Origin of the sequence: Caloramator mitchellensis (assembly GCF_001440545.1) — a bacterium.
Classification (GTDB): Bacteria; Bacillota; Clostridia; order Clostridiales; family Caloramatoraceae; genus Caloramator; species Caloramator mitchellensis.
Window position 1 is genome coordinate 69,480 of record NZ_LKHP01000008.1, and the last position, 14,062, is coordinate 83,541.

Below are 14,062 nucleotides of genomic sequence, written 5' to 3' on the forward strand. Positions count from 1 at the left end.
GGGTGCTATCTTGCTAGATTTAATTTATATTTTTGGCCACAAAAATCCCGATACTGATTCAATAGCAGCGGCAATAGGATATGCTGAACTTAAAAGGAGATTAGGATTTAATGCCGTTGCAAAACGTTTAGGTGATATTAATAGAGAAACTGAATTTATTCTAGATTATTTCAATGTTCAGCAACCAGAATTGCTACAAACAGTAAAAACGCAGCTCTCTGATTTAAATTTAGATACTGTAATACCTATTTCTCCTGATGCATCTATTAAAACAGCATGGATGCTTATGAAAAAAAACAATGTGAAAACGCTAGCTGTAATTGATGAAAACGAAAGATTTTTAGGCCTAGTAACTTTGTCAAATATAACCAATAAATATATGGATACTTTGGAGAACAATATTATAAAAACTCCATTAAGAAATATTCTTGAGACATTAAATGCTAAATTGATTTTAGGAGACGAAAGCAAGTTTAACTCTAATGGTAAAATTGTTGTAGCAGCCCTTTCTCCTGATAGCATGGAACCTTATATAGAAAAGGGAGACATAGTTATAATAGGTAATAGAAAGGACTCGCAAATAAAGGTATTGGAGCTTGGTGCTAATTGTCTGATAATAACAGGTGGTTATGGAGTAGATGAGGAGATTTTAAAATTAGCTAAAGAACAAAGTTCAATAATAATGACGACAGCTAATGATACTTTTACTACAGCAAGGCTTATAAATCAAAGTATTCCTGTCAAATACGTAATGACAACTGAAAATATAATTAGTTTCCATATAGATGATTTTGTAGACGAAATAAGAGATAAAATGCTCCAAACAAGATACCGCAGCTATCCCGTTCTTGATGAAAACAATAAAATATATGGTTTTATATCAAGATATCATCTGATATCCCAAAAGAAAAAATTAGTCATACTACTTGACCACAACGAAAAGTCACAAACTGTCCATGGCATCGATGATGCAGAAATACTTGAAATAGTGGATCATCATAGGGTTGCAGATATTCAAACAGGAAAACCAATCTATTTTAGGAATGAACCTGTTGGAAGCACTTCAACAATTATTGCTGGCATGTATTTTGAAAATGGCATTAGACCGCCTAAAAATATCGCCGGCTTGTTATGTGCTGCAATTATATCCGATACTATCAAATTCAAATCTCCAACAAGCACATATATTGATAAGATAACTGCTGAAAGATTAGCTGAAATAGCAGGAATAAACATAGAACAATTTGCTTCTGAAATGTTTAAGGCAGGCACATCGCTTCAAGGAAAAACGCCTGAAGAGATATTTTACCAAGATTTTAAAGAATTTAAACTTGGTAAATATAATATAGGTATAAGTCAGATAAACACAATGGATGCAGAAAACCTTGGGGAAACAAAAAATAATATATTAAACTTCATGAATAAGCTATGCAATCAAAAAGGATATGACCTTTTGATGATAATGCTGACGGATATCATAAAGGAAGGTTCTGAGATACTTTTTGTTGGAGAAGAAAAGGAATTAATTTCAAGAGCATTTAATGTAAAAATAAATGAAAATAATGTATTCTTGCCAGGGGTTATATCTAGAAAGAAACAAGTAGTTCCGCCGCTTTCACAAATTATAGAATAAAAAATGCGTCCTACTCTTTAAGGGCGCATTTTCTTATCTACAATGATGAAACTTTTACTTGAACAGGTTGGTCAAACAAACCTCTTTTTACCTCTGATGCAGTAATATGAGATGCGCCTAATCTTTCCGTCAAATAATTGCAGGCATCCCATGGATTTATATGATCGCCGCAAGTAAAAACATCAACTGCAGCGTATCCAAGTTCCGGCCATGTGTGAATAGTAAGGTGAGATTCAGAAATAACAACAACACCGCTTACACCAAGAGGACTAAACTTATGAAATGCTACTTCTCTAACCTCAGCACCAGAATGAAGTGCAGCTTCTACCATTATTTTTTCAATTTTATCCCTGTCATTTAAAATTTCAGCATCACATCCATAAATCTCTGCCAAAATATGACGTCCCAATGCGTTCATTCTAACTCTCAACCTCCTTTTCTATTAACAATAATTAAATTTTATCAAAAATCATCGAAAAGTCAAGTATATTTGATAAAATTCTTTATTTTTTTGAAATAAGTCTAAAACATGCTGGTTTTTCTCTTTTTTTCTCTTATTTTTATGCTAAGTCATATATGCTACTAACTATATTATATGCTTATTTTTCTAAAATGCAATATAATTATATTTGATTACATAAGATTAATTTTATATGGGAATGATACAAAGCCTCATAAATTATTTCAGGTCATTTCAACTTTGAAATAATTCATGAGGCAAAATATCTATAACTTCATATATAATTCTTATTTTGATGTATCAAGTTTATTAATTCTTAGCATCTTTAATTGAAAGCGATAGTTTTTTATTTTCGGTATCTATTCCTATTATTTTAACTTTTACCTTTTGGCCTATTCTTGCAACATCCTGTGGTTTATTAATTCTTATATGAGACATATTTGAAATGTGAACAAGACCCTGGACTCCCTCTTCTAATTCAACAAATGCTCCGAAGTCAGTCATATTAACTATCCTTCCCTCTACTATATCATCAACTGAATATTTTGAAACAAAATTTTCCCAAGGAGTTGCCTGAGTTCTTTTTATACTGCCTGTAACCTTTAATTCTTCTATATTTACCTTAATTATTAATAGTTCAATTGTTTGATTTAACTTCAATACATCTTCAATTTTCGATATTTTTTTCCAAGAAACTTCTGAAATAGGAATGAATACATCTACATCTCCTACTTCAACAAAGGCACCTGATTCAATGATATTTTTAACTCTTCCATTTAAAACTTGGCCTTCTCTAATTAACTTAATAGCTGCCCTAGCTCTTTCATGTTTCTCTTCTCTAACCTGTGCCCTTCTTGTTAGTATTAGGTTTGCATTTCCTTTTTCGAATTTTATTTCCAAAATATTAGCCTGCACCTTTTTGCCTAAAATTGATTGAGCCTCACCTTCGTTAACTCCTGAGTGAGAAATAGGCATAAAACATCTTAAATCCCCAAACTTGCATTCATAGCCGCCTTTAACTTCCTTAGTAATTTCTACCTCAATAGGCTTTTTCTCATCTTTATACATTTTTAATTTTTCGAAGAATTCTTCTTTTTCTAATTCTTTTCTACTTAACAATACATTGCCTTCACCATCATTCATCCTAATTACTTCAACTTCAATTACATCCCCTTCTTTGAAGTGTTCTCTTAAATTTATAGGAATATTTGAAGCTTCATCAGCCGGCATAATACCATCTGATTTGTAAGATATATCTAAATATACTTCCTTATCGGTTACATGAATAACTTTTCCTGTTATAATATCTCCTACTTCTAGTCTTACAAAATCAGCAAAATAATCTATTTCATCTGAAATTTTGATTTCTTCCTTTTTAATATCGTTTTTTTCAAACCTTTTATCTTCAAATCCTTTAATAATTGTAACTACCTCATCAATGATGAATTGTGGGGTAGATGCTCCTGCAGTAATACCTATTTTATTAAATGACCTTAGTTTTTCAACTTCAAGTTCCTTTGCATTTTCTATAAAAATAGCCTCTTTACAGTATTGCTTTGATATTTCAAATAGTTTTTTTGTATTCGAACTTTCTTTTCCTCCAACTACAATCATCAAATCTACATTTTTAGCTATTTCCATTGTTTCCCTTTGCCTAATTTCAGTTGCATTGCAAATTGTATTGATAATAAGTGCTTCCTTAGTCCTTTTAACAATCTCGCAAACTAATTGATGCCATTTATTTGAATTAAATGTTGTCTGAGCTACAACGCATACTTTTTTATTCTTAAATTTATCGTCATCTATATCATTTATTTCATTTACAATAATAGCTTTTTTCTCGCACCATCCATTTATACCAGTAACTTCTGGATGAACTGCATCTCCAACTATAACAATTTGGTAACCATTTTTATAGTTTTTTTCAACGATATTATGTATATTTTTTACATATGGACAAGTTGCATCAATAATCTCAATATTCATGTTGTTCATCTTTTCCAATTCATCTTTACCAATTCCATGGCTTCTAATAATTACCGTTTGCCCATCCTGAATTTCATTAATGTCCCTTAGAGTTTTAACACCATTTTTTTCTAACTGCATTACTGCATCTTCATTATGAATAATTGGACCTAATGTCCTAACGTTTTCCCTTTCATTTGATGCTTTTATAGCTTCGTCCATAGCTTTTTTTACACCAAAACAAAATCCTGCATTTTGAGCAACTAAAAGCTCCATTATTTAGCCCCCTCCTTTAAATTCCTTATCTCATCTATAACAATCTGACTGAGTTCAAAATAATCCTCACCAGTCATCTTGTCCTTCTTATAAATTGAAAAATCTATAGGTTGTCCAAATATAACCTGCATTCTGGAAAATGGTTTGTAACTTCCTGAAATATAAGTTGGGATAACTGGCTTATTTGACTTTAAAGCAAAAACTGCAACTCCTGAATGAGCTTTTCCAAGGTCGTTTCCTTTCACTCTTGTCCCTTGTGGAAACAATCCAACAAGTTGGCCTTCCTTTAACAGTTTCAATGTATTTTTGACTGCTGTTAAATCTGTTTCACCACGTCTTACAGGATATGCCCCTACGTTTTCTAGAAGGAATTTCATTAATGGATTGTTAAAAGCTTCAGCTTTAGCCATAAATCTTATAGGTCTTTTTGTTACTATGGCAACCATCACTGGATCTGCCCATGTATAATGGTTCGGACAAATAAGCGCCCCCTCATTATCTGGTATGTTTTCAATTCCTTTTATTTCAATTTTATAAATTAAATTAAATAAAAATTTTGCAATGGGTTTAATAATTTTATAAAGTAACATATCAACACCCCGCACATTTATTTCTTATAATGAGTAATATATCCTCCACAACTTCATTAATCGTTTTGTTACTGCTGTCAATTGTAATTGCATCTTCTGCTTTTCTTAGCGGATTTATTTTTCTTGTAGAGTCAATATAATCTCTATTTTCAATTTCCTTATATATTTCATCAAATGAAACTTCTATACCCTTTTCGTGCAACTCAGTATATCTTCTTCGTGCTCTTTCTTCAGCGGATGCTATCAAAAATATTTTAACGTCAGCATTCATCAAAACATTTGTCCCAATATCTCTTCCATCCATTATAACGCTCTTTTTTAGAGCAATTTCCCTTTGAAGCTTGACTAATTTTTCTCTAACCTCTGGCATTGCAGCTACTCTAGAAACATATTTTCCTATTTCAGGCAATCTAATTTCTTCAGAAACATCCTCATCATCAAGATATATTTTCCCTTTTTCAAAATTAATATCAGTATAAGATAAAATGTTACTTATTTTATCATAATCATTATCTAAATCAATTCCTTTTCTTAGAAATTTTAAAGTAACAGCTCTATACATTGCTCCAGTATCAATATACTCTATATTCAATTTGTCAGCTATTATTCTAGCTATCGTGCTTTTTCCTGCACCAGCTGGTCCATCTATTGCTATTGAAATTCTTCTCATGAAAATTCCTCCACATAATAATTTCTACAAAAGTTTTCATTTTCCTTCTAATATATCTGGTCTTAATATTATAGAATCTCTTAAATATATGTTTTTTACTTCTGTTTGATTTTTATCACCATTTACTAGAAGCATTACTCTAATGCATCTTTCCAAGCTATTTTCAACTTCCATCTCCTGGAGACACATCAAAGAAGCATTTGTAATTCCCATTTTCCTTGCTCCTTCTGCAGGGTAAACACTTTTTATATCCTTTGTTGCAGAAAAGATTATGGATATTATTTTTTCTTTATCAATATTATTTGCTTCTATTATTTTTGATAATAACTCTTCAACAGAATTCAATATTTCATCCTTCATGTCCTCGTTAATAGTTGTTGCGCCTCTAATTGTAAACATCATATCACCACCTAAGAATAAAGTCCTGCACAATACCCTGTTGAAAATGCAATTTGAAGATTAAATCCACCTGTGTATGCATCAACATCCAATAGTTCTCCTGCAATAAAAAGGCCCTTTATTAGTTTAGATTCCATAGTCTGAGGGTCTACCTCTTTAACAGAAACTCCACCTCTTGTTATTATAGCTTCTGCAATTGGCCTTGTTCCAATCACAGTAACCTTAAACTCCTTTATAAGTTTTACAAGCCCTAATCGTTCTGCCTTAGTTATTGAGTTAACCTTTTTATTTGGATTAATATTAGACAATTTAATCACAATTGGTATCATTTTTTTGGGCAATAGCTCTTCCAAGCTATTTTTAAAATCCTTATTCTTAAACATTTCAAAGTCCCTTAATATTCTTCTGTCCAGTTCCTCAAATGTCAATGCTGGCTTTATATCTATAAATACCTCAACTTCATTTGGAAGCAGGTCAACAACGCTTCTGCTAGCAGATAACACTATTGGCCCTGAAATGCCAAAATGCGTGAAAAGCATCTCCCCAAATTCCTGGTAAATGGCTTTATTTTTATTATAAATCTTAATTTCAACATTCTTTAAGGATAACCCCATCAAATCTTTAACCCATTCTTCCTTAGTTACTAAAGGAACAAGTGAAGGTTTTAAATCGGTTATTTTATGTCCAAGTTTTTGAGCTAATTTATGTCCTTCTCCATTAGAACCTGTTCCAGGATATGAAACTCCTCCAGTAGCTAATATTACGGAATCGCATTTTATAATATCTTTTCCATTGAGCTCAATCCCTGCTATATGATTGTCCTTTACAAAAATATCTGTTACTTTTGAGTTTAATATTACCTTTACATTATAATCATCTATGTATTTTTCAAAACATTTTATTATGTCGCTTGATTTATCACTTTCCGGAAATACTCTATCCCCACGTTCAATTTTAAGTTTAATGCCTTTTTTTTCTATAAAATTAATCAAATCGACGTTTGAAAAGGTGTTTAAAGCTCTATACATAAATTTGCCATTACCCGGTATGTTTTTTATTATCTCTTCAATTGGTTTGCTGGTTGTAACATTGCACCTACCCTTACCAGAAATAAAAATCTTTTTTCCTAATCTATCGTTTTTTTCTATTAATAAAACTTCTTTACCATTCTTAGCTGCTATAATTGCCGCCATCATTCCTGATGCTCCTCCGCCTACTACTACAACCTTTTTCATAGCAACCTCCTATTCATTTATTACAGTTATATTATTATATCATAAACATTATTTTTAAACCAATATAAAACATAAAAAAAGAACTCTCCGTGGAGAGTTCTTTTTTTATCAATAATTTCCTTGCGCGTGCATTGCATCAGCAACTTTTATAAAGCCTGCTATGTTAGCCCCAGCAACAAGGTTGTATCCAAATCCATATTCTTCAGCAGCTTTCATAGCATTGTTATGAATATTAACCATTATTTGATGTAATTTCTGGTCTACTTCTTCAGCAGTCCATGCCATTCTCATGCTGTTTTGTGACATTTCAAGAGCTGATGTAGCTACTCCACCTGCATTTGCAGCTTTAGCTGGTCCTACAATAACTCCATTTGCGAGGAAGTATTCAATAGCTTCGTTTGTGCATGGCATGTTAGCACCTTCTACAACATATTTAACACCATTAGAAACAATCTGCTTTGCATGCTCTAAATGAATATCGTTTTGTGTTGCACAAGGCATTACTATATCGACTTTTACGCCCCAAGGCTTTTGACCTGGGAAGAATTGGACTCCATACTTGTCAGCATAATCTTGAACTCTATCTCTTCCTGAATTTCTCATCTCTAATAAATAATCAATCTTTTCTCCTACAACTCCATCTGGGTCATATATATATCCATCTGGTCCTGAAAGGGTAACAACTTTTCCGCCTAATTGAGCAACCTTGATACATGCTCCCCAAGCAACATTGCCAAACCCTGATACTGCAACAGTCTTTCCTTCAAACGTTTCCCCTTCATGTTTTAATACCTCTTGAGCAAAATAAGTAACACCATATCCTGTTGCTTCTGGTCTAATTAAGCTTCCACCGTATGACAAACCTTTTCCTGTCAATACTCCGTTTTCAAATGCTCCTCTAATTCTTCTATAGTGTCCATATAAATATCCAATTTCTCTTGCTCCAACACCTATATCCCCAGCTGGAACGTCAACATCTGGACCGATATGTCTATATAATTCAGTCATGAAACTCTGGCAAAATCTCATTATTTCAGCATCCGACTTTCCCCTTGGGTCAAAGTCTGAACCGCCTTTACCACCACCAATTGGAAGGCCAGTTAGTGAATTCTTTAATATTTGTTCAAATCCAAGGAACTTTATTATGCTTAAATTAACTGAAGGATGGAATCTTAGCCCCCCCTTATAAGGTCCTATAGCTCCATTGAATTGAACTCTATATCCTCTATTGACGTGAAGATTTCCTTCATCATCAACCCATGGAACTTTAAACATAACCATTCTTTCTGGTTCGCAGAATCTTTCGAGTAAATTTTCCTCTATGTATTCTGGATGTTTTTCCAATACTGGTTGTAATGTAGGTAAAACTTCTTCAACGGCTTGTAAAAATTCCGGTTCGTTTGGATTTCTCTTTTTAACAACTTCAATTACCTGTCTGATGTAATCCGCTGGAGCTATATTTTTCTTTGCCATTATATGACCCCCTTAAATTTACATTGGTTATATCTCTATTATGCATGATTTCTTGCAAAATATCAAGCTTAAAAAATAAAATGTTTCATGATTAACAACCGTTATCAGCAATTAAATTCTGTTTTCGCTATTTTTCGAAAATTTCCAAAAGTTTTAATAATTAATCATTGTTATTTTTTGAACGATTTGCGTATACGCCATATTCTTCCCAAATATTTTCAAGTGTTCTAAATGTCTCTGAAATTACTTCTTTTTCTTTGCAACCAACAGCAACTATTAGTGCGTTTATTAGACTTAAAGGTGCAACAAGTGAATCAACGAAGGATACCATATTGCTTTGAGCAATCAATGTAAAATCAGCATGTGACGCTAACGGTGACAATAAACTATCCGTAATAGCAACAACTTTTGCATTCCTGTCTTTTGAGAATTTTAAAGCTTCTACTGTTCTTGATGAATATCTTGGGAATGATATTCCTATAACAAGGTCTCCTTCTCCCACTCTTAATAGCTGTTCAAAAATATCGCTGACACCTCTTGAAACAACCCTTACATTATCGAGTATTAGATTTAGATAAAATCCTAAAAATTCTACAATAGCCTGAGAACTTCTAAATCCAACAATATATATTCTCTTTGCCTTAAGAATTTCCTCGACTACATCCTCAAATACATTAGCATTGATTTTTTCAAGAGTAACTCTGATATTTTCAATATCAGCCTTGAGAACACTTCTTAGCGGATTTTCTTCGTCAATCAGGTCATTTGAAATTTCGATTCTCTGAACAGAGGTGAGTTTGTTCTTAATAAGTTCCTGCAGTTCCTTTTGAAGAGTTGGATACCCGCTAAAACCAAGCTCATTCGCAAATCTTACAACTGTGGATTCACTAACCCCAACTGTTTGTCCGAGCTTTGCTGCAGTCATAAAAGCTGCCTTGTCATAATGCTTTAAAATATACTCTGCAATTATTTTTTGTCCCTTACTTAACCTTGGAAATCTAGTTTGAATAAGTTTCATTAAATCTTGTCTGTTTCCTTCCATACTATACCCCTTTTCCTATTTATTCCCCAAAATTAACATTAAATTAATGTCATACTATATTGCAATTTTCTAAAAATACAATTATATTGTATCATTTAACAATCAAATTTGCAACATATCTTTCATTTTCTATTGCTTTTTTCTGCATCATAAATTGAAATTGAATCTTTCCCATTGCTACTTGTAAGTCCAAATATTAGACCATAATGTTTAAGATTCTTATTCAAAAAATCAACTATCATATACATTTCGTCATAAGCTTTGAATTCTTTTACTGCAATTAAGTGCAGACCTTCATGAATCTTTTTCATCAGTATTACCCCCATCGATTATTTCTTCAACTTCCATTAAAATTTTAAAATTAGTTAAATCATAATGAAGTGGCGTTATTGTTATATAGTCTTGTTTGATAAAGTATACATCAGTGTCTCCGTCATCTCCATCCTTAACTGTTCCAGCAAGTTGAAATATCCTTTGATTTGTTCCATTTTCAACTTCCTTTTCTATGTAGGCATTTGTGTAAACTCTATTTCCAAGATTGCAAACCTTAATACCCTTAATCTCCTTTGCATAAGGAATATTTACATTCAAAACAACGTCTTCCTTTATTTTATTTTTTGTCATCTCAACTATTTTCCTCGCATAGTTAGCAGCCATTGAATAGTATTCGTCGTCACCATGAAAGTCTATTGAAACAGCTATTGATGGGATTTTATAAATTGCTCCTTCTACCGCAGCAGAAACAGTTCCCGAATAAATAACATCAGTTCCAAGATTAAATCCATCGTTTATGCCTGAAATAATTAAATCTATTTTTTCTTCTAGGAGTTTTTCAAGTGCAACCTTAACGCAATCAGCTGGTGTTCCGTCAACTGTATATGCCCTTGAATTTATACCGTCTAATTTGTGCAGTTTAACAACAACTGGTCTGTGCAATGTAATTGAATGTCCTGCAGCACTTCTTTGTTTGTCAGGTGCAACAATTATACATTCAAAATATTTTTCTAATTCTTTTGTTAAAAAGTATATTCCTTTTGCCATAATGCCATCATCATTAGTTATTAATATTCTCATAATTAACCTCCTCTTTTGGAATTATAATAGTAAGACATTACGAAAGGAGTTATGCCATGATTCAAATTGACGATGCAGGTAGCGGTAGTTTAGTTGGAGGAACTATAATAGGCGCATTGCGCGTTGAAACAATGGAATTTTTCAACTATTTAATTCCCGTTAAATATTTTAAGTCACCTTATTTTAAGCAAAAAGAGTATGAATCCTACACAGTCAAATTGATTGAAAAGGCTATTAAGGATTTAAATATAACTAAGTATGAAGAAATACAAATTTGCAGAGGTTATTTGTTCAATAAAGCTATTAAGTATTTAACCGATAAGGGATACAATGCAACATCGACTAAAATCTCCGAACCCCTACAAAGTTTGATTGAAGATACATTTAAAAAATATGTTATAGATATAGGAATCCCGGAAGATTATATAAACTTCACTAAATACCCGTTCCATTTTCATAAAATGCTAAGATGGGTCTTGGCCGACCCTAAGGATAGGATTAAATATTGTAAAACAGGCTGGGATAGTTGGCAGAAATATATTTGTAATTTAAATTTAACCAAAAGCACTGACTATATCTTTTCAGGCCATTATGTGTGTTTAAAATGCGGCCAACCAATAAAAACTCCAGGTAAAATAAAGGTAATTAAATATACTACAAATAAGGATTATTTTATTTACCTTCATCAAAATTGTCATTTTTCTCAATAACGATTAGATAAGGTGCTGTGTTTCTATTCGTAAATTTTATAGTCATCGTAGAATATTTTTTTGGATTTAATTTGCCAACAAATTCATCAATTGCCTTAGCTTCGACTTCTCCACCGTCATGGCCTGAATAAACTGCAATTGTAATTATTCCGCCTGGTTTTAATAATTCCAGAGAATCAGTCAGAGCTTTAATAGTTGTCTCAGGTTTAGTTATTATTTTTTCATCTCCTCCCGGCAAGTAACCAAGATTAAACATTACAGCCTTTACTCTTGAAGTAATATATTTTTTAATGTTTTCATGCCCGTCGTTGATTAAATATACATTGCTTATTTTATTTTCATCCATATATTTTTTAAAGTTATCTATCGCCTGTTTTTGTATGTCGAATGCATACACCTTTCCATTCTTTAAGCGGCTTAATAAAAATACAGTATCATTTCCGTTTCCTAACGTTGCATCAATTGCAGAATCATCTTCCTTTAAAACAGATTCAACAATATTCTGTGCCATCTTTGTTGCTTTTAATATAACTCTATACATAGCTTACCCCCACTAAATTTTATTTATGAAATCGATCTCTTCTTGTTTTAAAAATCTCCATTCCCCGACCTTTAAATTTCCTAATTTAATTTTCCCAATCTGTATTCTTTTTAATTCCAGAACTTTATGCCCAATCTTTTCGCACATCCTTCTTACCTGTCTATTTTTCCCCTCATGAATTGTTATTCTAACAATCGCATTCTTTCCTCTTTTTTCTATCAATTTAAAATCAGCTGGGGCAGTAATGTAATCTTCAATCTTAAGTCCCTTTTTAAATCTTTCAATTTCTTCTTCAGTTGGAATTCCTTCTACAAGCGCTATGTACACCTTATCAATCTCCTTTGAAGGGTGAGTCATCTTATATGCAAAATCACCATCGTTGGTCAAAATCAAAAGTCCCGAAGTATCATAATCAAGCCTTCCAACAGGGTAAACTCTTTCTCTAACATTTATTAAATCCAATACAGTTTTGCGCCCCTTTTCATCCTTTGCTGTAGTAACGTATCCTACTGGTTTATTTAACATGATATAAATCTTGCTTTCTTCAGGACTTATTATTTTTCCTTCAACTTCAACTATGTCATTATCAGGATTTATTAAAACTATATCATTTATAATCTCTCCATTAACCTTTACCTTTCCATTAAAAATCAGCTCTTCGGCTTTCCTTCTTGATGCTATCCCGCATCTAGCGATATATTTTTGTATTCTCTCCACTTTCTCACCTTCCCTATGCGTAATAATTATACATATAAAACCAAAAAAATACAATAAAAAAGCACCTGTATTAACAGATGCATATGGTATTGAGTAAGCCTATAAGCCGAGTTCTGTCTTAGACGGTCATCTATCTAGGCAAATTGTTACCAATTGGCTCAAGCGACACTACCCGGGAGCACGCCGGGCCAGCGCTTTATGCTCCCCTATTTGGTCTTGCTCCAGGTGGGGTTTACAGAGCCACACTGTCGCCAGTGTGCTGGTGAGCCCTTACCTCACCTTTCCACCCTTACCAGGCAGCATTAGCTGCATTCATCAATCAATGATTGATTCTGGCGGTATATCTCTGTTGCACTTTCCTTAGAGTCGCCTCCACTGGGTATTACCCAGCACCCTGCCCTATGGAGCTCGGACTTTCCTCTCCCGCAAAGCGGCAGCGACCATCCGGCTTACTCAACAATTATTCATTTACAACACATATTATATTAACACGATATTTAAGTTATGTCTACAATTATTATTTGGTAATTTTAAATATTATCTCCACCAACTATCTTATTCAACAATTAAAAATCTCCTGCAATTTGGACATTTAGTTAATGTTTTTTTATTCTTTAATTCTTCAACTAACATCAATGGCAGTTGCATTCTACACGCGCTGCAGTAAGAACCATTTATTAATGTTGCTGCTCCTTTTCCGGTTTTATTTTTTAATTCTTCATATTCTGATATTATCCCTTTATCAATCTTTTCAACTATTTTTTCTCTTTTTTTCATAAGTTCTGCAATGCTATTTTCAATCTCTAACTTCTGTTCATTCAAATTCTCCTTTACCTCTTCAAATTGCTCCTTTATGTTTTTTAGTTCAGCGCCTATATGCTGTGCATCTTTTGTGATTTCCTCTATTTCAAGCAATAATTCAAAGGCATCATCCTCTAACTTTTTAATCTGACTTCTGGTATATTTTATTTTTTCTTCAAGCTGATTTAGTAGTTTAATATTGCTGCTTGAATATAATTCTCCTTCAGCCATATCAACCTCGTGATATAACTTCTTAATTTTTTCTGCTATTTCCTTTTGCTTGATATGTTTGTCCTTAATCATCAAAACTAATTGTTCATACCGCCTTTTGCTCATGTCATACTTTGCTTTGAATTCACTAATCTTTTTGGTCATTTCCTGTATTTTATTGTTCTTCTTTAGCTCTTCAAGCCTACTGTCGATGATAAATATTTCGTATAAAAGATAGTTATCCATTCTATCAACTCCTAAAAAAT

15 protein-coding genes and 1 other RNA gene are annotated in these 14,062 nt (G+C 32.6%); 2 read left to right on the forward strand and 14 right to left on the reverse strand.

Annotation, left to right across the window (positions count from 1 at the left end; translation table 11 throughout):
• The first annotated feature begins 10 nt into the window (after nucleotides 1-10).
• Entirely contained in the window at nucleotides 11-1,633 is a 1,623-nt protein-coding gene (locus ABG79_RS07910) for a putative manganese-dependent inorganic diphosphatase (protein ID WP_057978891.1), read from the forward strand.
• Between the two features lie 37 nt (nucleotides 1,634-1,670).
• Here the strand turns inward: ABG79_RS07910 and speD are convergent, their stop codons facing one another.
• From speD to surE, 10 genes are all read right to left on the reverse strand, one after another.
• Nucleotides 1,671-2,051 (reverse strand): adenosylmethionine decarboxylase, encoded by a 381-nt coding sequence (gene speD, locus ABG79_RS07915; RefSeq protein ID WP_057978893.1) that lies wholly within the window; start codon nucleotides 2,049-2,051, stop codon nucleotides 1,671-1,673.
• A 351-nt stretch (nucleotides 2,052-2,402) separates the two neighbouring features.
• The gene (locus tag ABG79_RS07920) at nucleotides 2,403-4,334 is read right to left on the reverse strand and encodes a bifunctional 4-hydroxy-3-methylbut-2-enyl diphosphate reductase/30S ribosomal protein S1 (protein ID WP_057978895.1); all 1,932 of its coding nucleotides are present in this window, start codon (nucleotides 4,332-4,334) and stop codon (nucleotides 2,403-2,405) included.
• Nucleotides 4,334-4,924: a lysophospholipid acyltransferase family protein gene (locus ABG79_RS07925; RefSeq protein WP_057978897.1), complete on the reverse strand. Its 591-nt coding sequence runs from the start codon at nucleotides 4,922-4,924 to the stop codon at nucleotides 4,334-4,336. The genes ABG79_RS07920 and ABG79_RS07925 overlap by 1 nt, the downstream gene beginning before the upstream one ends.
• Nucleotide 4,925: 1 nt before the next feature.
• Nucleotides 4,926-5,594 carry a (d)CMP kinase gene (gene cmk / locus ABG79_RS07930; RefSeq protein WP_057978899.1) on the reverse strand — a complete coding sequence of 223 codons (669 nt, stop codon included), beginning with the start codon at nucleotides 5,592-5,594 and terminating at the stop codon, nucleotides 4,926-4,928.
• A gap of 36 nt (nucleotides 5,595-5,630) precedes the next feature.
• Nucleotides 5,631-5,993 carry a chorismate mutase gene (gene aroH, locus ABG79_RS07935; RefSeq protein ID WP_057978968.1) on the reverse strand — a complete coding sequence of 121 codons (363 nt, stop codon included), beginning with the start codon at nucleotides 5,991-5,993 and terminating at the stop codon, nucleotides 5,631-5,633.
• An 11-nt stretch (nucleotides 5,994-6,004) separates the two neighbouring features.
• Nucleotides 6,005-7,228 (reverse strand): BaiN/RdsA family NAD(P)/FAD-dependent oxidoreductase, encoded by a 1,224-nt coding sequence (locus ABG79_RS07940; protein ID WP_057978900.1) that lies wholly within the window; start codon nucleotides 7,226-7,228, stop codon nucleotides 6,005-6,007.
• 108 nt (nucleotides 7,229-7,336) lie between these two features.
• Nucleotides 7,337-8,701, reverse strand: a complete 1,365-nt coding sequence (gene gdhA, locus ABG79_RS07945; protein WP_057978901.1) for an NADP-specific glutamate dehydrogenase — start codon at nucleotides 8,699-8,701, stop codon at nucleotides 7,337-7,339.
• A gap of 160 nt (nucleotides 8,702-8,861) precedes the next feature.
• The gene (locus tag ABG79_RS07950; RefSeq protein ID WP_057978904.1) at nucleotides 8,862-9,743 is read right to left on the reverse strand and encodes a MurR/RpiR family transcriptional regulator; all 882 of its coding nucleotides are present in this window, start codon (nucleotides 9,741-9,743) and stop codon (nucleotides 8,862-8,864) included.
• 122 nt (nucleotides 9,744-9,865) lie between these two features.
• Entirely contained in the window at nucleotides 9,866-10,054 is a 189-nt protein-coding gene (locus tag ABG79_RS07955; protein WP_057978907.1) for a YpmA family protein, read from the reverse strand.
• Nucleotides 10,038-10,817, reverse strand: a complete 780-nt coding sequence (gene surE, locus ABG79_RS07960; RefSeq protein ID WP_057978909.1) for a 5'/3'-nucleotidase SurE — start codon at nucleotides 10,815-10,817, stop codon at nucleotides 10,038-10,040. The genes ABG79_RS07955 and surE overlap by 17 nt, the downstream gene beginning before the upstream one ends.
• A gap of 56 nt (nucleotides 10,818-10,873) precedes the next feature.
• On the opposite strand from surE, the gene ABG79_RS07965 reads away from it, so the two are divergent.
• Complete coding sequence (locus ABG79_RS07965; protein WP_057978910.1) at nucleotides 10,874-11,527, forward strand: hypothetical protein; 654 nt, start codon at nucleotides 10,874-10,876, stop codon at nucleotides 11,525-11,527.
• Here the strand turns inward: ABG79_RS07965 and mnmM are convergent.
• The 4 genes from mnmM to ABG79_RS07980 all read right to left on the reverse strand — a co-directional run bounded on the left by mnmM (nucleotide 11,490) and on the right by ABG79_RS07980 (nucleotide 14,042).
• Entirely contained in the window at nucleotides 11,490-12,068 is a 579-nt protein-coding gene (mnmM, locus tag ABG79_RS07970; RefSeq protein WP_057978912.1) for a tRNA 5-(aminomethyl)-2-thiouridylate-methyltransferase MnmM, read from the reverse strand. The two genes, ABG79_RS07965 and mnmM, sit on opposite strands and share 38 nt — an antisense overlap.
• 12 nt (nucleotides 12,069-12,080) lie before the next feature.
• Nucleotides 12,081-12,785 (reverse strand): pseudouridine synthase, encoded by a 705-nt coding sequence (locus ABG79_RS07975; protein WP_057978914.1) that lies wholly within the window; start codon nucleotides 12,783-12,785, stop codon nucleotides 12,081-12,083.
• A gap of 86 nt (nucleotides 12,786-12,871) precedes the next feature.
• Nucleotides 12,872-13,241: RNase P RNA component class A (gene rnpB / locus ABG79_RS08120), an RNA gene on the reverse strand.
• A 99-nt stretch (nucleotides 13,242-13,340) separates the two neighbouring features.
• The gene (locus ABG79_RS07980) at nucleotides 13,341-14,042 is read right to left on the reverse strand and encodes a zinc ribbon domain-containing protein (RefSeq protein ID WP_057978915.1); all 702 of its coding nucleotides are present in this window, start codon (nucleotides 14,040-14,042) and stop codon (nucleotides 13,341-13,343) included.
• Nucleotides 14,043-14,062 lie beyond the last annotated feature (20 nt).

What these genes read in the sequence shown, in the direction of transcription:
- ABG79_RS07980 (WP_057978915.1), bottom strand. Translation starts at nt 14,042, where the DNA reads ATGGATAACTATCTTTTATACGAAATATTTATCATCGACAGTAGGCTT.
- gdhA (WP_057978901.1), bottom strand. Translation starts at nt 8,701, where the DNA reads ATGGCAAAGAAAAATATAGCTCCAGCGGATTACATCAGACAGGTAATT.
- mnmM (WP_057978912.1), bottom strand. Translation starts at nt 12,068, where the DNA reads ATGTATAGAGTTATATTAAAAGCAACAAAGATGGCACAGAATATTGTT.
- surE (WP_057978909.1), bottom strand. Translation starts at nt 10,817, where the DNA reads ATGAGAATATTAATAACTAATGATGATGGCATTATGGCAAAAGGAATA.
- cmk (WP_057978899.1), bottom strand. Translation starts at nt 5,594, where the DNA reads ATGAGAAGAATTTCAATAGCAATAGATGGACCAGCTGGTGCAGGAAAA.
- aroH (WP_057978968.1), bottom strand. Translation starts at nt 5,993, where the DNA reads ATGTTTACAATTAGAGGCGCAACAACTATTAACGAGGACATGAAGGAT.
- ABG79_RS07955 (WP_057978907.1), bottom strand. Translation starts at nt 10,054, where the DNA reads ATGAAAAAGATTCATGAAGGTCTGCACTTAATTGCAGTAAAAGAATTC.
- ABG79_RS07920 (WP_057978895.1), bottom strand. Translation starts at nt 4,334, where the DNA reads ATGGAGCTTTTAGTTGCTCAAAATGCAGGATTTTGTTTTGGTGTAAAA.
- ABG79_RS07950 (WP_057978904.1), bottom strand. Translation starts at nt 9,743, where the DNA reads ATGGAAGGAAACAGACAAGATTTAATGAAACTTATTCAAACTAGATTT.
- speD (WP_057978893.1), bottom strand. Translation starts at nt 2,051, where the DNA reads ATGAACGCATTGGGACGTCATATTTTGGCAGAGATTTATGGATGTGAT.
- ABG79_RS07965 (WP_057978910.1), top strand. Translation starts at nt 10,874, where the DNA reads ATGATTCAAATTGACGATGCAGGTAGCGGTAGTTTAGTTGGAGGAACT.
- ABG79_RS07940 (WP_057978900.1), bottom strand. Translation starts at nt 7,228, where the DNA reads ATGAAAAAGGTTGTAGTAGTAGGCGGAGGAGCATCAGGAATGATGGCG.
- ABG79_RS07925 (WP_057978897.1), bottom strand. Translation starts at nt 4,924, where the DNA reads ATGTTACTTTATAAAATTATTAAACCCATTGCAAAATTTTTATTTAAT.